The sequence below is a fragment of the Dictyobacter arantiisoli genome, from assembly GCF_008326305.1.
Classification (GTDB): Bacteria; Chloroflexota; Ktedonobacteria; order Ktedonobacterales; family Ktedonobacteraceae; genus Dictyobacter; species Dictyobacter arantiisoli.
Window position 1 is genome coordinate 211,221 of record NZ_BIXY01000001.1, and the last position, 26,974, is coordinate 238,194.

15 protein-coding genes are annotated in these 26,974 nt (G+C 48.5%); 7 read left to right on the forward strand and 8 right to left on the reverse strand.

The features are described from left to right. Positions 1-7: 7 nt before the first annotated feature. Both F1593_RS00775 and F1593_RS00780 read left to right on the forward strand, forming a co-directional pair. Complete coding sequence (locus F1593_RS00775; protein ID WP_149399312.1) at positions 8-1,114, forward strand: sialidase family protein; 1,107 nt, start codon at positions 8-10, stop codon at positions 1,112-1,114. 27 nt (positions 1,115-1,141) lie between these two features. Beyond that, positions 1,142-2,314, forward strand: a complete 1,173-nt coding sequence (locus F1593_RS00780; protein WP_149399314.1) for a YncE family protein — start codon at positions 1,142-1,144, stop codon at positions 2,312-2,314. Positions 2,315-2,378: 64 nt separating this feature from the next. Here F1593_RS00780 and F1593_RS00785 read toward each other — a convergent pair whose 3' ends face one another. Beyond that, positions 2,379-4,094, reverse strand: coding sequence for a putative ABC transporter permease subunit (locus F1593_RS00785; protein WP_149399316.1), 1,716 nt, complete (start codon positions 4,092-4,094; stop codon positions 2,379-2,381). 305 nt (positions 4,095-4,399) lie between these two features. Between F1593_RS00785 and F1593_RS00790 the strand changes: the two genes are divergently transcribed. Both F1593_RS00790 and F1593_RS00795 read left to right on the forward strand, forming a co-directional pair. Further along, positions 4,400-5,242 carry a hypothetical protein gene (locus F1593_RS00790; protein WP_149399318.1) on the forward strand — a complete coding sequence of 281 codons (843 nt, stop codon included), beginning with the start codon at positions 4,400-4,402 and terminating at the stop codon, positions 5,240-5,242. A gap of 43 nt (positions 5,243-5,285) precedes the next feature. Next, positions 5,286-7,478, forward strand: a complete 2,193-nt coding sequence (locus tag F1593_RS00795) for a recombinase family protein (RefSeq protein ID WP_172631765.1) — start codon at positions 5,286-5,288, stop codon at positions 7,476-7,478. 12 nt (positions 7,479-7,490) lie between these two features. Here the strand turns inward: F1593_RS00795 and F1593_RS00800 are convergent, their stop codons facing one another. The 6 genes from F1593_RS00800 to F1593_RS00825 all read right to left on the reverse strand — a co-directional run bounded on the left by F1593_RS00800 (position 7,491) and on the right by F1593_RS00825 (position 18,596). Beyond that, on the reverse strand, positions 7,491-8,360 hold the full coding sequence (locus F1593_RS00800) for an ABC transporter ATP-binding protein (protein ID WP_149399322.1): 870 nt from the start codon (positions 8,358-8,360) through the stop codon (positions 7,491-7,493). 375 nt (positions 8,361-8,735) lie between these two features. After that, the gene (locus F1593_RS00805; protein WP_149399324.1) at positions 8,736-9,185 is read right to left on the reverse strand and encodes a hypothetical protein; all 450 of its coding nucleotides are present in this window, start codon (positions 9,183-9,185) and stop codon (positions 8,736-8,738) included. Positions 9,186-9,238: 53 nt separating this feature from the next. After that, positions 9,239-10,789, reverse strand: a complete 1,551-nt coding sequence (locus F1593_RS00810; RefSeq protein ID WP_149399326.1) for a hypothetical protein — start codon at positions 10,787-10,789, stop codon at positions 9,239-9,241. Between the two features lies 1 nt (position 10,790). After that, on the reverse strand, positions 10,791-12,758 hold the full coding sequence (locus F1593_RS00815; RefSeq protein WP_149399328.1) for a serine/threonine-protein kinase: 1,968 nt from the start codon (positions 12,756-12,758) through the stop codon (positions 10,791-10,793). A 173-nt stretch (positions 12,759-12,931) separates the two neighbouring features. After that, on the reverse strand, positions 12,932-15,364 hold the full coding sequence (locus F1593_RS00820) for a serine/threonine protein kinase (protein WP_149399330.1): 2,433 nt from the start codon (positions 15,362-15,364) through the stop codon (positions 12,932-12,934). Positions 15,365-15,920: 556 nt separating this feature from the next. After that, positions 15,921-18,596 (reverse strand): DEAD/DEAH box helicase, encoded by a 2,676-nt coding sequence (locus F1593_RS00825; protein WP_149399332.1) that lies wholly within the window; start codon positions 18,594-18,596, stop codon positions 15,921-15,923. 437 nt (positions 18,597-19,033) lie between these two features. Between F1593_RS00825 and F1593_RS00830 the strand changes: the two genes are divergently transcribed. Together F1593_RS00830 and F1593_RS00835 are read left to right on the forward strand one after the other, a co-directional pair. Further along, entirely contained in the window at positions 19,034-20,407 is a 1,374-nt protein-coding gene (locus tag F1593_RS00830) for a glycine--tRNA ligase (RefSeq protein ID WP_149399334.1), read from the forward strand. 358 nt (positions 20,408-20,765) lie between these two features. Next, complete coding sequence (locus F1593_RS00835; RefSeq protein WP_149399336.1) at positions 20,766-21,776, forward strand: endonuclease/exonuclease/phosphatase family protein; 1,011 nt, start codon at positions 20,766-20,768, stop codon at positions 21,774-21,776. Positions 21,777-21,908: 132 nt separating this feature from the next. Here F1593_RS00835 and F1593_RS00840 read toward each other — a convergent pair whose 3' ends face one another. Then, complete coding sequence (locus F1593_RS00840; protein WP_172631766.1) at positions 21,909-24,632, reverse strand: serine/threonine protein kinase; 2,724 nt, start codon at positions 24,630-24,632, stop codon at positions 21,909-21,911. 226 nt (positions 24,633-24,858) lie between these two features. Here F1593_RS00840 and F1593_RS00845 point away from each other — a divergent pair, with 226 nt between their 5' ends. Continuing rightward, positions 24,859-26,940, forward strand: a complete 2,082-nt coding sequence (locus F1593_RS00845) for a DUF790 family protein (protein WP_149399340.1) — start codon at positions 24,859-24,861, stop codon at positions 26,938-26,940. Positions 26,941-26,974: the final 34 nt, after the last annotated feature.

A 26,974-nucleotide genomic window follows, 5' to 3' on the forward strand; every position in this document is an offset into this window, starting at 1 on the left:
AGTTTTTATGGATCGTTTTGATTGTGCCAGACAGGACTGTGATGTCTGGCAACGGCGGGGCATAGCTGTTCTTGCACGCCATTCCTGGCTGTTGCTTTGTTTACTGGCTCTACTTGTCAGTGCCTGCGGCTCAATGGATAGTACTTCTCAATCCCCAACGACAACAGCGGCTCCCAGGGTCAATGGTTTTGGTACCGCCGCGAACCATGTGCATGCTATGCTGGCCCTGCCTGACCATACGCTGGTGCTTGCAACCCATTATGGATTGTTTCGCTCGATCGATGATGGCAAGCAGTGGTCTGGTCCCGATAAGACGCTTAATGATATGATGACCTCGTCTCTGTCCAGCAGTCTCCTCAACCGACAACGTATTTATGTGTTGGCAGAGCATTCCCTGAGCACACAATCTGGTGGAGTTGGTTTATACGTAAGCTCGGATGCTGGTGTGAGTTGGAAAATGGCGTCAAGCGTTACCGAGACGGGGAAGATGTATACTATTGCCGCCGGTAATCGTTCTGCCAACGAGGTTTATGCTTACGTCCCTACCCGGGGTGCTAATGGCTTGCTGGTCAGTCAGGATGGTGGTCAGCATTTTTCATCGCCAGGCTCATTGCCATTTGGCCGTATCCTGGGCATCCTGCCGCTCCCTGCCCGGCCGGGGCAGCTATTGGTTTTTAGCAATGATGGCGTGGCGCGCAGTACCGATGCTGGCGCGCATTGGACAGTGGTGAACAGCTTTAGCTCATCCGTGTATAACATGACAACGGGTGGCCCCGACAGTACTATCTATGCATCAGGTGACCAGGGTATTTTTGCCTCGAACGATGGTGGCAAAAGCTTTAAGCTAGTTGATAAGAACGTGTACTATACCGGCCTGGCAGCAGTTCCGGGACAACCCCAAATGGTGTATGGCAAGACCGGACGCTTGATCTATAAGAGTAGTGATGGTGGGTATAGCTGGAAAGCATTACCGCAGGTGGCGGGGAACCTTGAGAACCTGGTGCCAGATCCACAGAGCAGCACGCATCTCTTCTTATCGCTCTCCTATCCTTCGGGGGTCGCGTTGTTTGATCAGCAGAGCGCAGCATGGTCTTCCTTAACTCCCAGACCATAATCAGAGAAATAGGGGCATAATTTTTGCATGCGTAAACAGATATATGTTTTTCTTATAGTTTTGATGTTGTTGACGTTGGGAACCCTGATTGGCACCTCATCAGTGGCGCACGCTGATGGAGGTGCCCCCAATCTGGCATATGTCGTTGGCGCGAGCGGAGGAGTTGCGGTTATCGATGTTCAGCAGCAAAAAGTTGTCAAAACCATCCAGGTAACTGGTGATCCGCATCTGGTTGCCTTGAGTGCGGATGGACGCTTTTTGTATGTCACACAGCCACAACTGCATCGCCTCTCAATCATAGCTGCTAAAACGGGCGATAGTGTCTGTTCGGCTGATATTCCCGGCACACCAGATCTGGTTCTGCTCGATCCAAATGTGAACTTATTATATGTTGGAGGGAGCCAGAGTCCTACAGTAACCGTCGTCGATGCCACCAATTGTACGATTAAGCGTCAGATTGAAACGGCTGGACCTGTCTATGGACTGTCCTACGCGATTGTTGGACTTACGACGCCTGGCAAGACCGGTGAGCAACTCTGGGTCTCCAATGAGAAGGTTATTTCGATCTACGATGATGTAAATGGTAACGCTCTTGGCAGTGTTAGTGTACCTCAAGGGCCTCGCTATCTCAGTAGCCCTCCTGGGAGTACGGTCTATGCCACTACTGCTCAGCACTCCGTCGTGGCAATCAATATTGCAACACCACATACGGTGATGCCGCTTATTTCTGGGGGGAGCTATGGCCCGATGGATTTTGATGAAACGACCGGTGTGGTCTATGTGCCAGATGCGACCAGCCACCAATTAATCGCGTTGACTCCTGTAAGTGCAGGCTCGTCGATACCAAAGGAACCCAATCATGAGATTCCTTTAGATACAGTTCCACGTTCTGTGGCGATTACCAGCGATGGTCAACTGGCTTTTATTGCCTTAAGCAGTGGTGATGCGAGCATGTATGATATTCCAGGCCATCAATTTGTCACCAAGATTCATACTGGTGGATCTCCCCAATTTATTATTACCGGTCTGTATCCGCCGAGCCTGGGTACCACGCCAACTCAGGCCAGCTTCTGGAATAACTTTGCGTTGATTGCTGGCTATATTATCGTTATCGCGCTCTTGATCGTTCCATTTATTCTGTTCCGTCGCTATTCTCGAACGCGTAAAATTGCCCAGGCCAATGAAGAGAATCCTTCTTAGTAGATGTGGCAGAAAAAGATTCCATTTGAAGAATCTTTTTCTGCCACGTCTACTAACGTACTGATTATTCCTTTCCTACGATGCCCGCGATTTCAGGCGCTTTGAGCAAGATACGTGGCGCAACAGTATTGGTCACAAGGATGTAAAAAACGGCTCCATAAATCAAAGATACCGGTAAGCTCAGGACCCAGACCCATTGGACATGCATGATAATAGGGACGATCACGGCTGCGGCGACCGGAATGAGCAGTACCAGCATGGTTAGTGAGGCTGCCATTGACATTAGCACCCGCAGGCAGCCACCCTCGGCAGTAGTATTCGCCCTGGTCTGAAAGCCGCGCCGGGCCAGACGCATCTTCTGTGGTAAGTAGACCGTTGTGAAATTTCCGATGCCCAGAATGATGCCAATACCGGCCAATCCAACAATCAGCGCCGGGATGACCGAGAGCCAGGCATGCGTAATAACTGCTGCTATCAGGATTAGGAATACCATTTCTACCATGCCCACTACAAACACGGCAATATTTTTACCCCAGAGAATGTATTTGGGATTAATCGGGAAGAGGAGCAGAGTGGTAATTGCCTGCCGTTCAAAACCAAGCGCGTTGTACGCCAGTGAATAGAGCGTGAACAACACAAAGAGTGGCACAACAGGAACGATCCAGGGACCGATAAAGGCAAAAAAGCTCTCACTCCTTCTGGAATTATTCAAGAGGGAAAAGCTAAAGTAGAGGATCAGCAGGAGCATTGAAACCATCGATTGCAGAAAAATGGCTTTGATTTGTGGATCACGCCAGAAGTATTTCAGGTCTTTCTGCACCATCGTTCTCACCTCTACTGGTAGAAGGCGCTTGATCAAACTGCCCGAGGCCGTACTGCTTTGTTCGGGGAGGGATCTGGCATGCTGGCGTACAGTTTTTGCTGAACCAGCACTCTCCGCTACCGTCAGACCACGCTCAACAATCAATTGCCAGAAGTAGAGGAAGCATAAACTGATAATTGCCAATACTAATAGCCAGACAAAGCTCATGCCCCAGTTTCCTGCTGAGGCTTGCTGGATCGCCCGTGCCGCCATACCTGGAGGTAGCCATTGCAGGTATGATGAATAGGTGGCATGCGTCATATTATCGATAAAGCCCTGATTCAGCATCCCACGTACCGCGAACTGGCACAGATAGCCACTTGAGGAGAGCAGTACCACGAAGATGATACTGATATCGCGGAAGCGGCGGCTTTGCAATACTTTCTGCAACAGAGCCAGCAATAACTGGCTGACAGCGATCAACTGGACATAGAATACCAGCATTGTCAGCAAAGCCATCAATGCCAGCGGAATAGAGGTTGCCCAGCCAGCCACAACTGCTCCCAGGACCAGTATCAGACCGATCGTTGGAATATCTAACAGAGTTGAAAAGATCAGGCTGAGCATGAGTTCGCCACGCGTCAGCGGGAAGAGCGCGAGCTTAGAGATATCCAGTCCTTCATTCGTGGTAAATTCTAGCAACGGAAGCAGCAGCCAGAGCAGGAACAGGCCGCTCAAGACCAGGAAGAGCACCTCACTATTGGCTGGTGTCGGTAAGAAGCGATATGCCAGGAAGGTACCGCCGGCGATGGCCGCACCCACACCCAGGACAAACAGTGCCAGGAACACAATTCCAATAATGCGTGTTGCAAGGTGAGCAGATCCTTTGCCGGTAAAGCCGCGTGTAAACATCTTCCAGCGCAGCCAGAAGAGCCAGCGGATCTTATCTAAATGTAATGAATTACGTAGAGATATCATATATCCTCCCTGATTTAATGGAAATCTTAACACGCTAAAATTTATATCCTTTAAGAGAATATCACACCTAGCTCAATCCGAGGTAAAGGACCATAAGAAGAGTTACCTGCTAAACCATTTTTAGTAGGCAACTCGGTTCTAAATCCAGAGTCCTAAGAGTCCGAACAATCTACACCATCTAAAGAGATTGTACACTTACTCCTTATCTTTTGTCAAGCCGAAACGGACGGAAAAATCGAAGAGTCCGAACAATCCAGATATGTGTTATAATTAAGAAAAACAAATTATTAGATACGGAGAAGAACATGACACAATCATCGACAAACACCAACAACCGAAAGAAAGCTCCAAGTGCAAATTTATACACAAGAGCAGAAGCGATCAAAAAGTTGCATTTACCAAAGTCTACATTCCACGATTATGTAACTATGGGAAAAATAAGAAAAATTGTGCCACCAGGAAAGAAAGAGGGATATTACGATAAGAAAGAAATAGACGAGTTGTCAAATGCAATGCAGTTATTCATACTACAATATACTTCTGAGACATCAAAGTTTAGTGTAGCTACTGAAGGTGATATTGCTGGTATATATGATGTTATAGCAAGTTTATGGGGCAGAGCAGTAAGTATACCTATAGAGTTACGAAAAAGTTGGTATCAAAAGAACCCATTCATAGACTACGTAGTTAAACAACAAGACATCATAGTAGGATACCTAAACATACAACCTTTCAAGCCTGATACTCTTAAATTGATGATGGAAGGTAAAAAAAGAGGATGGGAGATAAAGCCAGATGATATATATACATTTGAACCTGGAAACAGCTACGACTGCTTTATAGGGTTAGCAGTCAGGCAAGACATACCAAATCACAAAACATATGGAATGAGACTCATAATGGGGTTCTATCACGTCCTGGCAGACTTTGCGCATCGAGGAATAAAAATCAGAAAGCTCTGTGCAACGAGTGATAGACCCGATGGAATGAAACTATGCGAAGACTTAGGATTTATAAAGTATCCACCAGCTGAAGGAAGCACATTCAATAGATACGAACTAGACTTAGAAACCTCAGAGGCAATGTTTGCAAAAAAATACCAAGAAGCCATAAAAGAACACGAAACTACAAACCCTGAAGCCAAATAACATGTAGAGTGAACACATAAGTAGAGAGATGAGAGAGTTAATCATGACAGGTTTCAAAATCCGCAAACAAGATGAACCAGTAAATTATGGATCATTGCCTAATGTCGACACCAACAGATTAATTGCTGTTTACATACGTCAAAGTAAAAAAGATGCCGATGATAAAAACGGTGAGTCCCGAAAAACACAGCTAGAACTCAAGAATTATGCTGCAACCCTATCAGGTGAGAAAGGAGCAGGAGTAAGGGAATACGATGAAAAAAGTGGAAAGTCAGGACAGAAACGCATAGATCAAAGAGAAAAGCTAAACCAACTCTATAAAGATATGGAAGCTAATTTGATTAGCGCAGTTATTGTTTCTAGAGAAGATAGATTGTTTAGGGACAAATGGGGTACTCAGTCAGGTACATTTATGGAGCTAGCAGAAAAAAGAAAGGCACTTGTGATCGTCCCCCCCTTATCTATCAATAGTAAGCAACGATTTTACAACTTTTCCAACTATGAGCATGTAAAAGCGTTTAAAGATAAGATGCAAGCTGCCTATGATTACATAGAGACGCATATTAAGTACATGAATGATAACCAGAAGAATAAGGGTGCAAGAGGTAACTATGATGGGCGCTGGCTTCCTCCAGGGTTTGTAATTCCTTATGGACAAGAAAAAATGGAACAAAAAATAGATGTGTACGAACCTTGGGCTAAAATTATGGAAGAACTATATAGCACGTGGGAAGCATATAACTACTCTATACCCAAACTTGCCCGATACGTTGAAAAGATACCCTATCTTTTTCCTGATATCCCCGAAGAGGATACAAAAAAATATTGTTTTAGAACTTCTATTGATAGAGCATCAAGAGGCTTTAAGCCCAAAACTGCTATCACTCTCAAGAGTTGGTTTATGAACATTGTTTATATAGGCTGGTGGTTAATTTCTCAAGAATCAGGCGAAGTCATTGCAAACAATCATCCCGCTATCATTGACAGGGAACGTTTTGAAAAGGGTTATATCCAGCTTACAGGCCATACATTAGAAGGTGTTCCTGTTAATCTCGCTTATCCTCAAAAAAGACATCAGGCACGTAAAGACGAGGGACAGCCACCCGAAGCTGTACTACAGTTTGTCCTTAGTTCCCCTATAGCCCCCTGGATAAGTGTTTGTACTGCGTTTAATCGATATAAAAATGAAGTGCGTGAGGAACTGTACTATAAAGGGTTCAAGAAAATAGAAGGAGAAATGTATAACAAAAACTTATTTTGTATACGTTGCGATGCTCTAGACACAATTGTCATGAAACGGTTGGAAGCATTAGCAGAGTTTGACAAGCAATTAGCTCTACGAATTGAACACGGTTTAGAAGAAGTACGCCAACAGCAGGTAAAAGAGTGTATTTCCATTGATGACCAACTAAAAACTATCAATGCGGATATTAAGACGCTCACAGGAAGACTTACACTTATCTCTGAACTTACAAAAGATGAAACAGAAGATGAAGACAAGAAAGACGAGGACAACCCTATTACCGCAATTTATAACCGCATACAAGAGTTGCGAGGGCAGAAACGAGAACTTGAAGAAAAAAAGAAAAGAGCAAACATATTAGAAGGCCAGGAAGAGGTACAACAGTTCTATGCAGTGCTAGAAAACGTGAAAGAGGAATGGCCTAAACTCACAATAGAACAAAAACAGAAGTTGATAAAGCTACTCACAACCAAGGTAGAACTTACACCGTGTTCAATGCACTGGTACAAACTCACCATTCATTGGATAGGCCCTATATGCAACAGGCCCGATGTTGCATACATATGGAGGATACGGCCCGAAGCACAACCAGCTTTAGAGACTTGGGAACTTGACCTCATTCGTGAACACTATCCAACTTGTAATATGGAATATCTTCTAGAGAGAATACCTAACAGAACATGGGGTGCCATCATAGGCGGTGCATCTAGTATAGGAGTGAAAAGAGAAAACAGCGATAGAGGAAAAGGTAAAAGAGCAATACCTACAAAAGTTTCATGGGAAGATATTATGTTCTTCCCTAATAAAGAAAAAGCAATAGAAATGGCAAGGGAGGCTATAGAAGATTGCATGAAACATAAAACCTCCCTTTCCGCAAAATGGCTTATTCCTCTACTTCCTGAAAGCTTTATAGAAAGCAGTGAGGATAATAACATTATTCATGACACTAATGAAAGAAGAGCCAGCGGATCTTATTTTTATGGATCACCATAGCGTCCAATACTCCTAGTCTAACCAGCTCAAATTGTGGTTCTCATTGCGTACACCGATCACGTTCAAGAAGATATCCTCAAGTGTCGCATCCTTATCACCGCCATCGCCGCTGGCACGTTCGCGTAAATCTTGTAACGTCCCTTCAGCGACCAGTACACCCTGGTTGATAATGCCGACGCGGGTACAGAGGCGTTCCACCACTTCCATAATATGCGAAGAGAAAAAGATTGTAGTACCGCTACGTGTCAGATCATGCAGAATATCGCGGATAACACGCGAGCTAACAGGATCGATACCCTCAAAAGGCTCATCCAGGAAGAGGACCTGTGGTCGATGGATAATCGCTGCCGCCAGCGCCGCTTTCTTACGCATACCAACTGAATAGTCAACAATCAATTTATCCGCGTCATTGATCAAATCCAATACCTGTAAAAGCTCTTCAGTACGTGTGAGAATATCCTTTTCCGCCACTCCATACATATGTCCCGAAAACGTAATAAATTCGCGCCCTGATAAGCGCTCATAAAGATTCAGATATTCAGGGAGCACGCCCATTAAGGCACGCGCACGCAAGGGATCTTGCCAGACATCGACGCCCCCTACCCAGACATTGCCAGAGCTGGGACGGAGCAGTCCAACCATCATTTTGATCGTAGTAGACTTACCCGCGCCATTTGGTCCCAGAAAGCCAAAGAACTCTCCTGCCCGTACAGATAGATTCAGATTATTGACCGCCCACTTCTGATCAAATTGCCGTACAAGATTGCGCGTCACAATCGCATAAGGTGTATTGGTTGTATTGTTTTGATTTTGCATGGATTGACTGTATGGATCGATTGAAGAGGTAGTCGCTGAAGCATTGGGATCGGGTGATGTCATCATTTGTACTTAATCCTTTGCTAATAGCTATCTTTAGTATCTAAATATATTGCTATAAAAGATAATATAGCAATACGCTATGTCCAGCTTACACATTAAGAATAGACGTCGCACCTCCCATTGTATCAAATTTTATCTTCTCGCCCGACGAAGTCAGCAAAAAGAGAACTGGAAAGCCCTGCGCCCAGGTAATAGAGTCGAGTATTCTTGCAATTAATGATTATACGCTATTGCGGCAACATAAGTTCTGAGGAATTATATGTGAGGAAAATAGTGAAGGATAAAAATAGTAATGGATAAAAGAATTACAGCTGTCCATGATAAGGGATGGTAACTCTTTTATCCTTCTGCATACGAATTGAGGAATGAGAGATAAGTTTAATTCATCCATTCTCCAGGCAGGCTATTGCGTACCCGCACATCACTTTTCATTTGTTTGCCATCTTCTGTGATGCGTTTCGGCAACTCAGAGACGTTGATGCGGTGCCAATAAGCAGCCGGGAAGAGTCCCAGACCAATTGCCAGCGCAACGCCGATTTCTGCCTGGTTGATAGGAAGTCCCGATGGCAGATAAAAAAGTGAGCGTGAAATCACACCCAGCAGCACTAACAAGGAGGCGATAAAGAGTGCCAGCTCAATGAGGAATGACACATAATAAGAAGTTATCTCAAGGTGTTTATTGCGGCGATAGAATATCGCCAGCGCGATATTGAGCAGGCTCAAAAAGCCAGTCACCCAGAGCACAACAGGTATCAATGCGATCGATTTGAACGCGAATAGACTGCCCTGAATCAGTACCACTGTGAATACGCTATGGATTGTTGTCAACGGTAACCTCCACCCAGAATAAGATTGAATGAGATCGAAACGATGAAAAAATGTTAGTTGCCTGCGAGAACAAGATTGCTAAAAGCGATCTCAGTGCCTTTTTCCTGTCCATTCACACCCAGACCAATAGGACCAGAGATAAAGTTTTTATCCTGTCCTGTGCCAAGTTTGGCACCATTGGCCCAGAATGTAAAATGGGTGCCATCGCCCTGGATCATAAGATTGTTTTTTTGTGTGCCAGGATGAAATTCCTTGCCAGTATTCTTTTTCCAGATGATCGTCGCATCTGACCAGGGATGTGCTTTTGTACCATCAAAGTGTACAAATTGGTACTGACTGGCACCTTTTTGGTTGATAATGCGATAGATATAAAAGTTTGGTTGGCCTTTTTTTTCACTGTAATTAAGTTGTAGACCATAGAAGTTGAATTCGGTCGTCTCATCACCTGCTATCTCTTGTATATCCGCGCTGTAGGTGAATTTGCTGGGCAGGATTGCTGTATATAACGCAGAAGAAGCAAAGTATGCCTGGTCTACGCGAACGTGATAAGCGTTACCTTTGAAATCACGATGTATGGGCTTGTTGTAGCCTGTCAACCAGCCATGGACATTCGTGGTGAGTGGATCACTTATGATTAGCGAGTTTGTGAAGGTTGCCGTGGCCTGAGCATTAGCACTTGTGGTCGCCTGAACATTGATCTGTACCTTGTTTGATGTTGTGTGCTTCTGATTGGTGTTTGCGACCTGCGAAGTGCCGCCTGAGCGGACGATCAAAAAGATACTGGAGCCAAGGATAAGCAATACTACCAGGGCGGCCAGCAGTACAAGCATGCGGTTTTTCTTGATCTTCTCCTGCCAAGAAGTGTTTTGCGTTGTAACTGGCGGCAGGGCAGTGGTTGGCGTTTGCGCAAGTACTGGCAGGATACCTGTCTTGTACTCCCCTGGTTTGCCCGCTACCGGAATGCGCACCACTTTCACATTCTGGTTTAGTTTGAGCATGCCGGTATCACCACTATATTCGCCAGCGGGATGCATCAGCGTGCCCGTATTATTGGGATTGGGGAGCATGCCAGTTGGTGAGCCGAGCTGGCGTGTAATGGCTCCTGTCTGTCCATTATTGGTAGGTGGTAACTGTTGCGTATTATTGCGCGCAAACACAGGCTTATTCAGTGGCGCAGATGGTTTTCCGAGCCGTCCCATGGGACCTGTTTGCTGATGAGTACTTTGAGTTTCTGGTGTGGAACCAAATGTATGCTCTTCGGTTGTGCTGGTAGCAGGAACATCTTTGTTATCAGGCATCGCAACAGGTTGAGATTCGGTTGTGTTCCAGTGAGCCAGGCCAGGCGCTCTGAACGAGTTATTGGCCAGTTTCCCCATGGGTTTTTGAATAGGGGATGTCGTTTGCTCTGTTTGGGTTGTTTGGGTTGTTTGGACTGCTGATACCGTTTTATCCGGTTGTAAACCCCGCAGTTGAGTTCTGCGCCCAAGAGGCTTCTGCGGCATCCTTGGTTTCGCATTTTCTATCGATTCTGAGTCCACTGTTTTGCCTCCTTCCTGTGCATCTGGGGTGAACGACGGATCAAATGGTTCTTGTTGATTATTCATACTATCTTTCACCAGCCATCATTGGCGTATGTTTCATAACAATAACATCTGCGATTAGAGATAATCTACCAGTTACTGTTTCCCTGTGAACGGTAATGGTAGAGGTGGAAAATAGAGTCACTACTTGATCGGTGGATATCTGTTGGATGCGCGTTTCTGGCTGGCGTAATCCTGTTGATGTAGAAGGCGTGCTACTCGCAGTACTGAGAGCATATATAAGAATGCTCAGCGCAATGAGAATGATGACCGCCGCGATGATTACAATTTTGACATTTTTCTTGATCCACGCAACCACTCCGGGTAGGGGCCCTGGTAAGGCGTTGATATTTTCTGATGATAGTACGTGTTGCAGCTGTTGCTTTACCTCTTCGATCTTTTGCGCGCGTGGTGTTAGCGGCGTATCGTTTGGCGTTTGGTGTGTGTTTCCGCCTGCCAGTTGTTTTAGCTCGCCAGTTGTTCCTGTATGAGCTGGTGCATCCGGGCGAGGCTGGATCTGTGCCTGGGATGATGGCGCTACTCTCTGTGGTTGCGTGCTCTGGATACTGCGTAAGCTGGTTTTTTGCCGCAGGGATAAACGATTGGGTGTGAAGAGCAATTTTTGCGGTCGCTCAGGAATGATTCCTTGTTCATTATATGATCGGGTTGGCGCTACTGGTGCCTGAGGTGGATTGTACACGGTAGGGAGTGGCGTGTGATCCGTATAAGCGGCTGGCGCTTGCGTTGCCTGCTTGCTATTGGATGTCATGGTTGATGGTAGTGGAGTATGTCCCATGGCAGTGGTTTTGGTCTGTAGTTTTTCTGGTGTGACGTTGGCATCTAATAGTGAACCCTGTGGCATGATCCCTTGCTGCGCGTTGTGTGGTTGGATCATAGGGATACGTACTTCTGTTAAGATGCCAGAGAATGAAGGCATCGTCATACTTGTCTGCGCGACAATATCGTGCAGTGCGCCCCTTGCCTGAGCTGGATTTTGTTCTCTGTTGGTTGGCACGTCCGGAGTGGCGTGGATCGCAGGTTCAGGCGTATTTGGCAGCGAGCTGCGCCAGACGGGATCAAAGAGGCCGCGACGACGGTTGCCCTCGTTATTCATACCTGAATTATCAACCTGCACTCCAGCGGCCTCCAGGGCTAATCTGAACGCACTGGCAAGATTGCGAGCGCGTTCATAGCGATCTACTGGTCGTTTGGCTAATGCACGCAACATCACCTGTTCGGCGGCAGGCGGCAAATCTGGCCGTGCATTGCGTGGCAAGGGAGGTGGGGTGTGTAGATGTTGGAGTGCCACCTTCATGGGGGTCTCACCTTGAAATGGTGGTGTTCCAGTGACCATATGATAGAGTAAAACACCTAACGAATAAATATCCGCCCGGGCATCAACTTCTCCGCCGACTACCTGTTCAGGAGCCATATAATCTGGTGTTCCCATCGGCATACCGACTTCGGAGAGTGGATTCTGATTTTGCCCATCAGTAATAATCTTTACCAGTCCAAAATCAGTCAGGAGCAAGCGTTTTCCAGGAGTCATCAGGATATTGGCGGGCTTGATGTCGCGGTGCACGACGTTGCGTTCATGTGCGAAATCGAGAGCTGCCGCCATTTGTTCCAGATAGCTTACGACACGTGTCAGAGGCAATTTGCCTTCTGTATCTAACTCATCGCGTAAGGTACCGCCGCTGACATAGGGCATGACCAGATAGGTTAAGCCGTCGCGCTCTCCATACTCATGGACCGGAGTAATATTGGGATGTTCCAGTGAAGCGGCTGCGTCAGTCTCGCGTCTGAAACGCTCTAAAAAGGCTGCTTGCTGATGGGGTTGAAGTGTCGTGATGGGAAGTAGGACCTTAACCGCAACCTGTCGGCGTGGACGAGATTGTTGAGCCAGGTAAACTGCTCCCATACCACCGCGTCCAATAATCTTTTCTAGCGTACAGGTGCCGAGCACCTTCCCACACAAATCTTCTGCATTCATAAAAATTTACCCCTTTTTGCCATCACTGCTTTCCAATGCCAATATGATATAAGATCAGCCCTCCATCCCAGATCACATACTCGCTGCCGCTGCTTCCAATGCGTGGTTGTCCGATGCTAACTCATCTTTTTCCCACAGTAGTTACTTATTGTATAACGCGCAAGCCAATTATGTTACATTCGTGTGACTAAAAGGTTTTTGAATGCGACTTCAGTACCATCGTTATTCACAAGCATCCCGATCGAACCACCCTTATAGGTGTTGTCCTTAAATACTTTGGCTAATTTTTTGCCATTTACGCCGACGGTGAATGTACCGTTATTCATCGTGATAGCGATAGTGTTGGATGCTTTCCCTTGATGAAACTCATTGCCGATCGTTATATCAGAAACTTTTGTCCAGTACTCTTTGGCATTTGCCTTGTTATCGTTGTAGCGCCAGAATGTATATTTTTGACCTTTGACACTCGATACTTCCAGGCTGTAAAACGACACATGTTGTTTTCCATTAATAGTCTGCTGATTAAAACACATGATCATGCCGAATGTATTTTTTTGATTGGCATCATCGCCTTTAATCTCTTGCATGGTCAGGCTATATGTGAGTGGTCCAGTGAAGGACTTGCCTGGCATGACCACGCCATTGCCCGCATCTCCACGGGCAGTAACGTGGTAGGCACCATCTTTAAAGGCATATAGATCAGCTGGGATTGTGCGCCAGTTATTAATTTGTTTATCCAGGGGATCGGCGGCAAGTATATTTGCTGTGGCAGTAGCCGTGGCACTGATCACTGGCGAGTTTGCAATCGCTTGCGTAGTAGCCTGAGTTCTGTTGGTCTGACTATTTTGCGCGTTTGGATTGTTTTGGGTCCAGAGAATTGCGCCCAGCCCGCCCAATACAACAAGAACACTTACAATCGCCAACAGCGTTTTCATCCATGGTTTCAAGACTTTGGGTGGCGTGCTGAGCGCTTCATCATCCCCCTGGCGTTCAAAGGGCAAAATACCAGTGATATAGTGACCTGGCTGACCAGCGACAGGCACCTGTACTACCTTGACGGGATCATTGAGTTTGACGGTGGTACGTCGAGGCTGCTCTTGCAGGGCGAGTGCGTTGGTCGGATTGCGCTGTAATGCTGCCGTATTTCCACCCCTGTTCATGGGACGCAGAGACGGTTCTGGTGACCAGACTGCTCCCGGGGCAGGCATGATAGCAGGATTGTTTTCCTGTGCTGGAGTGGCGACAGTCGCGCTTGCCCTCGGAAACTGACCAGTTCTTGACAATAAGCCGCCAGTTGCCACTGGTTTTGCCGCCCGACTGGGAGCCGCCGCAGGAGCACTAGCGTTCGTACCATTCATCGGGAATTGTCCCGTTTTTGAGAGAAGACCGCCCGAACGATTGCCTTCAGCCACAGGCGCTGTTTGCGCGGCTGGTTGAGTACTGAGCGCGGGCATCATTCCAGAACGGCTCAGTAAGCCGCTTCCTTTACGAGCCATTGTCTGATTTGGAGCTGCCGTAGCGGGATATTGAACTGGCTGCGCAGGTTGTACTGGCTGTGCAGGCATGCCCCAGGTGTTCGTCTCATTCTGACCTCCTGTTTGTCGGGCCGCCAGATCTGCTTTCGTTACTTTAGGCATTGAGAAAGTCTGGCGTATGGGATCGAATTGACCTTTAGGAACAGCCAGTCGTGAGGCGGTCGAGCCGCTGAGCAGTCCCGCCCAGTTGAGCTCTGGTTCCAGGATTATATTCGCCTGTACCAGCGAGGCGCGAAAGGCTTTCGCCATATCCTGAGCTCGCATATAGCGGTCCCCGGGACGTTTGGACATCGCGCGTAACACCACCTGTTCCGCCGCGATGGGCAGATCTGGCCGTAGCATCTGGGGTGACGGTGGTGGAATCTGTAGATGTTGGGCCGCGATTTGCATCGGCGTCTCTCCCTGGAAGGGAGTCGTGCCTGTAAGTAGTTGAAAGAGAATAACTCCAAGTGAGTAGAGATCGGCGCGTGTATCAACCTCTTCGCCAATCACCTGTTCAGGAGCCATATAATCTGGTGTGCCAACCGGAGCACCCGCTCCTGTGAGGCGCACCTGTGGTGTCTGACCTTCCACGACAATCTTTACCAGACCAAAGTCACACAGGAGCAGGCGTCCTTCGTTGGTAACCATGATGTTGGCTGGTTTAATATCGCGGTGGATGACGCCGTGTTCATGGGCGAAATCGAGGGCTGCAGAAAGCTGTTCCAGGTAATCGACAGCTTTTTGAAAGGATAATGGTCCACTACGTTCTAGCACATCACGCAACGTACCACCGGCCACATAGGGCATCACAAGATAGGCGATGCCATCCTGTTCCCCATATTCATGAATGGGGATGATATTGGGATGTTCCAGGGATGCTGCGGCATCGGTTTCACGACGGAAGCGTTCCAAAAACGCAGCGAGCTGGTTGGCGTTTAATTGTGTCAGCGGGAGAAGTACCTTTACCGCTACCTGGCGTCGAGGGCGAGACTGTTGCGCTAGAAACACTGCCCCCATACCCCCCTGCCCGACCAGTTTCTGGAGTGTGCATGTGCCCAGTGTCCTTCCAATCAATGCTTCTGCTTTCATCGAAACTCTACCCCTCTATATACAGCCGGCTTCACCGTTTGCCAGCCAGTACTACCTTTTTTCCTCCCTCGCCCTGCCTTCCCTGACATACTCGTGCCCTTGTACCCTTGTACCTTTGTACATATTAGTCAACTTACATGCTTCTGACAATGAAATAGCAGGGGAAGCATGACCAAAGTAATGTCTATTACTGCTTCAATTTGTGCTTTCGTGCTACTTATTCGTATTGAATTACAGGTGAATTGGCCTATTTAGCTGGTCACGCAGGAAGGGCATCCTGTTTCAGTATGCCTCATGCTGCCAGAAAAGAGCGTGTGGCGTAATGGATAGTGAAAGCGGGGTGCAGGGGCGGTAGCCCCAGACGGAGCGCAAAGTGTCCTCGCACCTTCCTTCTTCCACCACCACCCGGAAGGACGGAGAGCCAAATTTTTATTCTGTAGTGCATACATACGTTCAATAACGTTTGACGCACTACAGAATGGGGGCTCACGAGCCGCTTACAAGCGAGTAATAAGATCGTGCATGTTGTGGGAATCTAACACGTTGATTGTGCTATTTAAATATCCCCAACGAAGCTTCCGGGGTCTGAGAGTCCCTGGGCATCGCGATCTTCTTCGGCATCCAGCGGGACATCCTCTGTATCCACCTGAACAGCCATCGAAGGTACGGTACGGCTCTGCGCGATAATGCCATGTAAGAGGGAAGCTGAAGCCTGCGCCAACATAGGACGTAAGTATTCTAGTTGATTACGCTGTTGCTGGAGCTCCTCGTCACGTCTGGCAATATAGTCGGAGGTATTGCTGCTGGTATAAATGCCTTCAACCATGACGGGCGATATCTGGCTCCAGATATCTCGGCTATCCAGTACCTGTCCAACGGCTGATTGAAGCTGCTGGAGCAGATCGATGGTCTGGTTAAGGATCATCATAATATCTCCTTCGACCAGATCGATGCGCTTCATAAGGCCGCTGAGCGACATATTTCTGGCCCATGCCAGGGCCAGACCATGAAACTCAGAGACGACGCCGGGCGTAAAGCTGATGCCTGCGCGTTCTTCAACGCCTCGCACATGCTGAATCACATGCCAGAGTTCACGGCGCACCTGTGTCAGACGATTATGCATTACATGGCGATTATTCAGGCGGCGATCATTGTCATAGGTAAACCAGCTACACACCTCGGCTACTTCAGCGGGCGTCAGACCATCCATGTAACCGTTGACGATCATTTCAACCATGACGGTACCAGCTGGATGGAAGATATTACGCAGCAAGCGTCCTTTTAAGGTTAATTGTTCATCTTGTCCGATGTGGCCCAGGGCTCGCAATGCAAAAATAGTGCCATCCAGTTCGGCGGCACCGGCCCGGCTGAGGGGGAAGGCACCGATCTTCTCGCGGCGCTTATCCAGGGCGCGCTCGGCCTCTTGTGAGGCTGCTCCCTTCTTCTTTTTGCCCGCTTTACTGGCTTTTTGATAGCGTTTTTCCAGCCGTTGCAGTTCTTTCACTTCCCATAGATAGTAGCGCTGATACTCGCGTAGACTGGACGCACAAATGCGCCGTAAATGTCCCAGATCATTGGGTCGCCACAGATTCAAGACCGAATTATAGCGGATCACAAAGGAGCTGGTGACTGGCAACATCTCACCAGTAATCTTTTCAAACGAGCTTTCAAACGGCTCCCAGGGAGAGTAGGGAATAATGACCGCTCCACTGGTATCCATACCACGGCGACCGGCGCGACCAGTCAACTGAAGGTATTCATTAGGGGTCAGCAGACGCATTTCCTGACCGTCAAACTTACTCAGGCTGCCGACAACGACAGAGTGGGCCGGCATATTGATACCCAGGGCCAATGTATCGGTGGAAAAGACCGCTCGTAAATGCCCACGGGCAAATAACGTCTCGACAAGCACCTTAAGTCCTGGCAGGAGACCAGCATGGTGAAACGCCAGGCCACGTGGCAGCAGGTTTAATAATGAGCGCACCTGTTGTAGATTGCGATCTTCTTTCGGCAACTGCTCCAGCCAGACCTCTACCTCTTTGCGAATCAGATCCTGTTCTTCGGGTGTGGTAAATGAATGCTTGCCTGCGCTCATTGCGCCCTCTTCGACCACGCGCCGTCCTGGCAGGAAGTAGAGGCAGGGAAGCATATTCGCATCGCGGAGCGCTGTCAGAACCTCGCCTGACTCAGGAGCGCGGCGTTGCTTGGGACGCGTTGGTCGAGGTGTTTCCTGATAGGCTGAGTCATGGGTTGTTTCGACAACAAGGCTATTGCTCACTTCAGGCAGGATAGCCTGTGCTTTGGCGGCATCCCTGGTGACCGGTGTTCGTGGCCGTCGGTCTGTTTGATTGCGCTCACGCTCCTTACGTGACACACGGTGATCCTGGGGTCGCATACTATGGTTGCGGCGCTGGCGATTTTCCGCGAGGATCTTTTCCAGATCCTCTTCCTCTTCCCCCTCCTCGTCATCCTCAAAGGAGAAAACGCGATTGCGCCCGAGCATCTGGGCCAGTTTGGCCTCGCCACCTACTTTAGGGAAGCGTTCTACACGATTGCCATCCGCATCCTGAACCAGATGCAGCTTTCCATCGAGAAAGTAATAATGTTCCAGTGGCACGGCTCGTGTATTATGGGTGACCAGCGAGACCGGACGATGGACACGACTAATCCAACTGGCAAGATCCTCGGCATTGCTCACGGTAGCGGAAAGGCCGACAAGTTGTATGTGGGGAGGAGAGCAGATAATCGCCTCTTCCCAGACGGGACCGCGTCCGACATCGCTCAGATAGTGCAATTCATCAAACACAATATAGCCAACATCTGCCAGTGACGAGGGTCCGACGCCTGTCCCCAGATGTTCGCTGCCTTGTTCCAGCAGCATATTGCGATAGACCTCTGTTGTCATAATGACAATTGAAGCCTTACTCCGCTCTACAATGTCACCAGTGACCAGACCTACTGCATCCGCTCCATATTGTTCGCGCAAATCTCGATATTTTTGATTCGAGAGCGCCTTCAACGGAGTTGTATAAATGACGCGTTGTCCTTGTTGTTGCGCGCGCCAGATCGCGTATTCTGCAACCAGTGTCTTGCCTGTTCCGGTAGGGGCCGCGACCATCACGGATTGTCCGTGCGCCAGGTGTTCCATCGCTTCCAATTGGAATGCGTCAATTGGAAAAGTGTAACGTGCGGCAAAGGTCTGAATATCAGCCCGGGGGTCGTGCTCGGTCACCACGTATTATTCCATCTCTTCTTCTAATACTCGCCAGTTAATTTTGATCATTGTAGCACCTCCTATAGCTATCCACAAGATAGAGCACCTTCACACACTGTGGTACTTCTCATGCTAGCGCTTGCAACATCCTGAATTCTTCGTTATACTGTACTCTTGACAACAGGATATTGCAGGCGTTCCAACGTTGATGAAGAAGAGTAACCTGACGAGGATAACAGCGAGCTGGCGGGCAGTGCGAGGCCAGTATTTCAAAGCAGGTGAAGGGCGCTTCGGAGTTGGATATACTGAGAATGAGTGGCTTCACTGTTCATGGTGAAGAAGCAGGGTGGGACCGCGCATGCCGCTGTAAAACGTAGTTGCCTCAGGCCTACGTCGGCGCATTCGTCCCTGGGCTATAACAGCCTGGGGCATTTTTTTTGCGGAGGAAACCACTCATGACACAAGTTGAACATACCGAGCAGGCTAGTGTGAAAGACACCCCTCTGGTCCCCATTGAAAAAGTCGTCTCGCTTTCGAAGCGTCGTGGCTTTGTTTATCCCAACTCCGAAATCTATGGCGGAGTCGCCGGTATCTATGATTTTGGGCCACTGGGCGTCGAGATGCGCAATAACATCAGACGCTACTGGTGGTGGTCTATGGTGCAGAACCATGATAATGTCGTAGGTATTGAAGGAGCCACCATTACCCATCCCCGTGTCTGGGAAGCCAGTGGTCACGTCGAAAACTTTGTTGACCGCCTGGTCGATTGTAAAAAATGCAAGCGCCGCTTCCGTACCGACCATCTGGAGCCAGAAAACCTGGAGCAGCACAAATGTCCGGTTTGTGGTGGTGAATTAACCACAGAGCCACGCGTCTTCAACCTGCTGATGGAAACTTACCTGGGTGTAGTTGAAGGCGATCGTATGAAAACTTATCTACGTGGTGAGGCCTGCCAGAACATTTATCTTGACTATGATAATGTCTTGAAGTCCTCGCGTGTGCAGATTCCTTTTGGTATTGCTCAGATCGGTAAAGCATATCGCAATGAGGTAACACCGGGTAACTTCCTGTTCCGCCAGCGTGAGTTTGAGCAGTGGGATCTTCAGTTCTTTGTGCATCCCGGCGAAATGGATAAGTGGTACGAGTACTGGAAAGAGTTCCGTTTCAACTGGTATACCAACCTGATCAACCACAAGGACCGTTTGCGTTTCCGTGAGCATGGGAGCGATGAACTGGCCCATTATGCCAGGAAGGCCTATGATGTTGAGTATCGCACCGTCCTGGGCTGGCAGGAATGGGAAGGTATTCACTGGCGTCAGGATTGGGATCTCTCGCGCCACTCAGAATATAGCGGCCAGGATTTGCGCTATACTGATCCATTGACCAAAGAGCGCTATATGCCCTGGATTGTAGAGACGTCGGGTGGTGTAGATCGTACCTTCCTGAATCTCCTGCTGGATGCCTATGAGGAAGAGCCAGATCCCAATGGCAAAGAGCCACGTACCGTGCTGCATCTGCATCCCTGGGTTGCGCCAGTCAAAGTAGCTATCTTGCCCTTGCAGAAGAACAAAGAGGAATTGGTTTCAACCGCTCGCTCGATCCACAAGAACTTGCAGCGCTACATGGTGTCGCAGTATGACGATGTTGCCAATATTGGACGCCGCTATCGCCGTCAGGATGAGATCGGTACCCCATTCTGCGTCACGATTGACTTCCAGACGCTGGATGATCAGACGGTTACTGTACGTGAGCGCGATGGCATGACCCAGATTCGCCTGCCTATCAGCGAATTAACGATGTATCTCCTGGACCGTGTAACCTGGAAATAATGTACTTTTCCTATAGTAAAAGGGAATAGTTGTAAGGATTGTGTGTGCCTCAGTACAGGGAAATCTCTGTTAGTGAGGCACATTTTTTCTGTTTTTTGATCCTTTTGCTTCCTTGCTACTGCCACGCCGGGGAGGTTAGTACTTCTGTGTGAAAAACGCTTCTGCTTATCAGGGTTTTTCTTGGTGTCTGCTATAGTGAAATTAAACACCCTTATCACGAGTAAGAAATATCCAGATAAATTGACAGCTTTGTTTTATCGTATAAACTCGGCAGCGTTGCTTTATGGTATGGTACGTCGAATAATCAGAGTGTTGTTGTTAAAGAACGCTCTTTCTGATAAAAGGATTGGAATGTATTATGACACGCGTTGTTTCATATAATATTCTGGCTGGTGGTTATAGTTTTCGGGAACGTGGAGCGAAACGGACCGAGCAATTATTAAAGATCATTCGCTCTGCACAACCAGATATCGTAGGATTGCCTGAGGGTATTAATCCCCAGGTCCCGGGTCCCATGGTTGCGGCAGAGTTAGCTGAAGCGCTGGGCATGCAACTGGTGCCAGGAGGACTGCCTACCAGTCGTCAGGATTATCAGACGGCTTTTATGACACGCCTGCCTATTGTCTCGGTCAAACATTATGATCGCCCTGGAATTCTGGCACGGCCTCTATTGGAGGTGTGTGTCGAGGAGGAGAATGGGCAACATCTGACCATTTTTGTCATTCACCTGTCAGCATCCTTTAATCGTGGACGGGCTGGTGGTCATATTCGAATGCGCGAGATGCAAGAGATCCTGAAGATTATGGAGCCGCTACGGCTGGCTGGAAAGCCCCATCTTTTAATGGGTGATTTCAATACCCTCTCTCCTAAAGATGCCTTTACGGCCAGTGCGCTGTTGAAGTATGTGGTAGGGTTGGATGTGAAGCGGAAAGACAAAACGCTGAATGATGGTCATCCCTATTTAGATTCGGTGGTCCCACCGAAGTTGCGCATCTTTAATCCCCTTTTACATATTGTCGCACGTACCCCATTTCTCTTAGCGCTCTTTGATCTGGCTGCCTCAATATATGCACCACGAGGATGTATCCGTCTGCTGACACGAGAATATCAGGACTGTTTCCGGCGGCTGCATCCCTCTGAACAGGGCTTTACCTGTCCGGCAGCGGCTCCAGCAGGGCGCATTGATTATATCTTCGCGAATTCTGTTCTGGCTGAGCGCTTAGAGATGTGCCGTGTGTTAGAGACAGGAGAAGATGATTTGCCGGGAGAGCAGGCCAGTGATCATCTGGCTATTACTGCGGAATTTGGCGCAGGTGTAATCGCTGATCAACCTGTAACCTCATCCAGCGATATGTCCATGCATTCCTGACATAGCGCTGCATAAGTGAGATTCTCCTCCCATTGGGATCTTGTGGTTTGCCCGCATCGGAAAAAATCCATTTTTTTATATGCTGCACTTACCTGCAGCATATAAAAAATGTTTAAGCATCAAATGAGCGTTCTATTTGATGGCTTGTAGTGTTAAAGACGCCATATATTGTGCCTCTGTGTAGACTTGTAGTGCTCCAGCTGAGCCCAGGATTGGTTTGGGTGAAGTATCAGGTGGGATTATATGTCCCGTATAGGTGTCAGATACAAGCTGTTTTAGATGGAGCGCTACATTTGTTATCGCTGGATCTTTCAGGTTGGTGGCTTTTAACAACTGAACGTCATCTCTTTGTATTTCCTGGAGCCATTGTTTCAGATCTGTCAGCCCGTTCTGGACATTAGTAATCCTGCGCATTAGATCTGAATCGTTGCCTGCCATTGTTTTTAGCGTGGTTAAATGAGCGCTCAAAATATCGATGTATCCTTTCTGATCCGGGGCGGAAAGCAGACCAATAGGAGTGTTAATTTGACTGCTCAGGTTAGCAGGCAGTTGTCCGCTCTGGCGTGCATATTTAGAATCATCAATCATCTCGATAATACGTGTCGCCTGTCTCTTGACCAGTCCGGTATCAGTGGCACCTTGCAAGGAATCTACGATACTGCCTGCCTTATCGTTCATAGACTTGACGCTATCCAGCATATCTGCCACTGCAGTTCTTTTTCCTCCTAATTCTGGTGTTGCATAGAGGATATTTTTGATCTCAGGGAGTAGTGTGGTCGGCATTGTAGCCTGATAGACAATCTTACTACTGGGATTTTGTGGTGTAGTACCAGTTGCCTCTGTAGTGATGATAATGCCTGTGGTATAGCTCAAAAGATTGCTATGTTTGCTATCACCGCTATAGGTGTAATTGATGTTTTTGTTGTTCACCTGAAGATTGCTAAGTGGAATGTTCTGATGCGTGTCTGTTTGCAGCCAGGCAAAATATGTCTGGTCTGCTTGAGGATCGGGAATATTGTTCATTGTGATACGCAATTGATCATTATGACCCAGCGCATCGTCCTGAAAAAAAACTAATCCTGGAGCCGTTGACGTTGGTGTTAGGTTTGTGGAGGCTCCCTGGTTTCCCTGACCGCCTGTAAGCAATTTAGTGATACTAACTGTACCAAGGATGATAAGAACGATTAAAGCGACCATCAAGGGCACAAGATATTTGTTTTTTCGGGTTGTGGTGTGTGCGGATGCCGATGCAGGTGGTTGAGGAAAAGGCATCGGCCCCTGATTTGCCATGGGAGTTTGTGCTGGCTCTTGTTGATATGGAGCGCTTGGCCCCTGATGCTGTCCCGTTGTTCCATAGAAGTCCTGGCCTGCATTCTGTGCTGAGGGAGGATATGGTGTCGCGGGCATTTGATTTTGCGACGCCTGAGCATAAGGCTGCCTGGGTGGCTGTTGAGATGGTTGTTGCGTCGTATTCATCTCATACGCTGCCTGCTGATTTGGGGTGGATGGTGGTAGCGAGAAGGGGACCTGGGGTGCTACTGCGTTATTCTCGGTTGCAGGAATGCCACTCAGGGATTGTGGGCTCATAAATAATTGTTTATTGGCGTTCCCCTCTGGTAGCATCCCTGACATGCTATTCTGGTTGACGTTAAAGGGCCTGTCCAGATGGTTGTTATAGGAGGACGCGGGTGCCTCTGGCTGAGGTGGCACAGAATTGCTCTGTGAAGGACTGGATGCTATAGGTGATATGGCAGGCAGGGGACCAGAATTGGGAAAGATCAGCGCTGCTGAGATGTTTGGATTTGAGTTCAGTGAGATAGACGTTCCCTGAGCCGATAAGGGAAGTGCGTTTGAGCGAAGGGGACGTCTATAAGCCGGAGAATCGTTTGAAAGCGGTTGCGATACTCCAAGAATCGATTGCACATTGTTTGGCATGGATGGTCCGGGCGTCGCCAGTGGCCCACTGCGTCCCGCGTTTTGTCGAAGGCTGGGATGCGTGGTGGGTATCGAGCAGGCTTCTGCGATAGCGATAGCCAGCAGTGAGGCCTCAGGAAAACGCGCCGCAGGATCTTTGGCAAGCGCGCGAAGGATAACTTCAGATAATGTCGCCGGAATGTTTGCATTGATCAGCATTGGCGGTGTGGGCAGCGTATTGATTTGCTGAGAGATCACTGCGAATGTATTATCGCCACGGAAAGGGAGCGCACCGGTACACAGCTCATAGAGAAGAATACCCAGTGCATAGATATCGCTTCTCGCATTTGCCTGTTGACCTTGAGCCTGTTCAGGGGATAAATAATGTGGCGCGGCCATAGAGCTATCATTGCCAGCGATCTGGGTAATACCGACATCGGTGAGCAGTGGCTCGCCAGCGCTAAATCTTCCTCGTTGCTGTTTATGCAACAAAATATTTGTTGGCTTGATATTACCATGGGCAATACCGCGCTGATGGATAGCGTCAAGCGCATCGCCGAGACAGGAAAAGATATAGAGAATATCGGTAATTGCGGGAAAGATACCGCGCTGGGCCGTTGCTTTTAGATAGTCAGCAAATGTGTATCCTTCGATATAGTCCATTGCGATGAAGGCGGTTGTCTCACGAGCCTCCTGGGGACGTGAAACAGCAGCGTCATAGACACTAACCAGATTGCTATGGCGTATAGTTGTGAGGGCTCGTCCACCGTTGGTTAAGCGGTTTAAAAAATGTGGATCTGCCTGTAAATCGTTATGTAGCAGTTTGATTGCAACGTCACGCTGTTGGGCTAAGTCGCGCGCTTTCCACACCTCTCCTATGTGTCCGCTTCCTATTTGCTGCATTAGCTCATACTGCCCAATGCGGCGCGGAGATGTGCTCATGGCCTCCTCCTGTTCGCCGATAAATCTTTCATCGGCATATCCTCCACGTATAATCAGGAAATTTTCCCTGATACAGAGCATACGCGCCCGCAGGTACAAAAAGTGGTACTGGTCTTTTCCTGTGCCGCATGTGTGCTCGCTCAACGAAGGGGATAGTTAGTATTATCCCATTGCTACCATAACAGAGAAATGACAGACACTCAATTTTTTAGGATATCTGTCCTACATGGCGACTGATTTTTCCTGTAGCGAGGTATATAATGAGGTCCTGGTGGGCGTTGTTTTTAGTGAGGAGTTACGGGTGCGTTTTAGTTTACAAGATATCAGGAAATCGGTGCAGCGGCGTGGTGGACGCCTGACGGTCTCGCTCCATTTTTTAAGTTCCGGGGAGTTGGACGAAGAGATTAATTTACTTATTGGTTATTATGAAAGCTTGCTTGATCAGCCACAACGTAATTTCTCGATGGATGCGGCGCGAGCGCTGGTGGGTGAGTACCGTATGACCCATTGTCTGGTTGCAACACTCAGTCATTGGTATAGCTGGCGACAACGGAGCTGGGCGGATGTCGTTATGAAACTGGGCGGTAATGAGGAACTGCTGGCCTTAGCTGCTGCCCCTCAATTGCGCTTGCTGCTCTATAGCTATGTCAATGAACACTATCAGGGATTTCTCACACAGTCCCAGCGTGCGGAAGCACTTGCACTATTTGCCCGACATTATGCCATCACCGCCGCAGATCTGGATTATTTACTGGCACTGGATAGTGAGGAAGAGGCATATCTGTTCCGTGAAGCTGGCGAACCACCAGCCGCACAAGAGGTTGCCAGCCTCTACAATCAATGGACCTTCGAGGCTGCGCTCTTTAATGCATCCAGCGTGCGTTTTGTTATTGATTGCCTGGCGTTCCAACGTCTGGAGCGCCCCTCAGAGCCATCTCAGGTGCCTGCGGCAGGGGTAGGTGCTGTCATCAAGCGCCTGTGTTATTTGGCGCGTCGTTTGGGCGTCTACTACGATTTGGAATATGAAACAGCAGCCAGCCCCCCTGTATCTCAGCAGGAGCGCACTCCTCATGCTCCTGTCTTGCTCAACTTAACCCTCTATGGACCGCAGGAGGTTACCGGGGCACCACAGCAATATGGCCTGCGCCTGGCTCGCCTGTGTCGTTATTTGCTGGGCTATGGTTTGAAGACATCTATGAAAAAGCCACAGCTTTCTGCGGCTATTGTTGAGGCTGAAGCACGGGTCCACTTTTTACAACGTGCGTATAGCTTTATGATGGACGCTAAATTGTTACAACTCTTGCCAGCTCCGATTGCTTCTGTGAGCGCTGGCGAAGAAAGTCCAGTGGACTCCTCACAACTGTTTGACAGTAGTATTGAACAGAGTTTTTCAGAAGCCTTTGTCTCGCTAGCGAAAGATCGAGGTGTCGATGGCTGGCAACTGGAACGTGAGCCAGAGCCATTGCTACTGGATAAAGGTATCTTTATTCCCGATTTTGCCCTGTCCCGTGGTACGCGGCGCATCTATGCTGAAATCCTGGGATTCTGGACGCCAGCTTATCGAGAGCGCAAGATACAAAAGCTTAACTATTTACGTGGACGTGAGGATCTTATCCTGGCGATTCCAGATGATGCCAGAGAGGCCTTCGCGAGTATTGCCAATGATTTTCCAATCGTCTATTATCATCAGCAGCTTTCAATTGTAGATATTTTGCACATTCTGCATCAGCAGTATGATGACTTTCAAGAGCGCCTCTCGCTTATCGATGGAGATCAGGTACGCCAACTGGTCCTGCAGCAGGGTTTTCTCGCGGAACGCGATTGCTATGTTCTCTTGCACTGTTATCGTCGCTCAGAGCTCCAACAAGCGGCAGCGCAGCTTTGTGCCGAGGCACAGGGGCAAATCACCTTTGTCGCTGGTCTGGGCCTGCTTCATTATAGCTGGTTGACAGCGCTTGAAGAAAAATTCGTCAACTGGCTTCAGCAAGCATCTGCCACAGCTGCTGTATCCTGGCCTCAAGCCTTACAACAGCTACGAGGAAGTGTTCCTGTGCTGCAGGATTGTGAAGATGCGGTACTTGAGACTCTGATCAGCTTATGGCCCGCTATTCGCCTCCAGCGCGCCTCCATTTTCGAGATAACCGTTGAGCTTGCCGATGCTGCGCTCGTGACTCCATCCCAAATGCAGAATATACCTCCCCAGGAGCCAGCATTGCCCATAAAGAAACCTGCGCGCGAGCGGCGTGCTCCCCTGAAGAAACGTGTTGCACCACCACCAGAGGCCACACAGGGCGACCTATGGGGTTAATTGCATGCTTTATTTATCCGTTTGATGGGCGCTA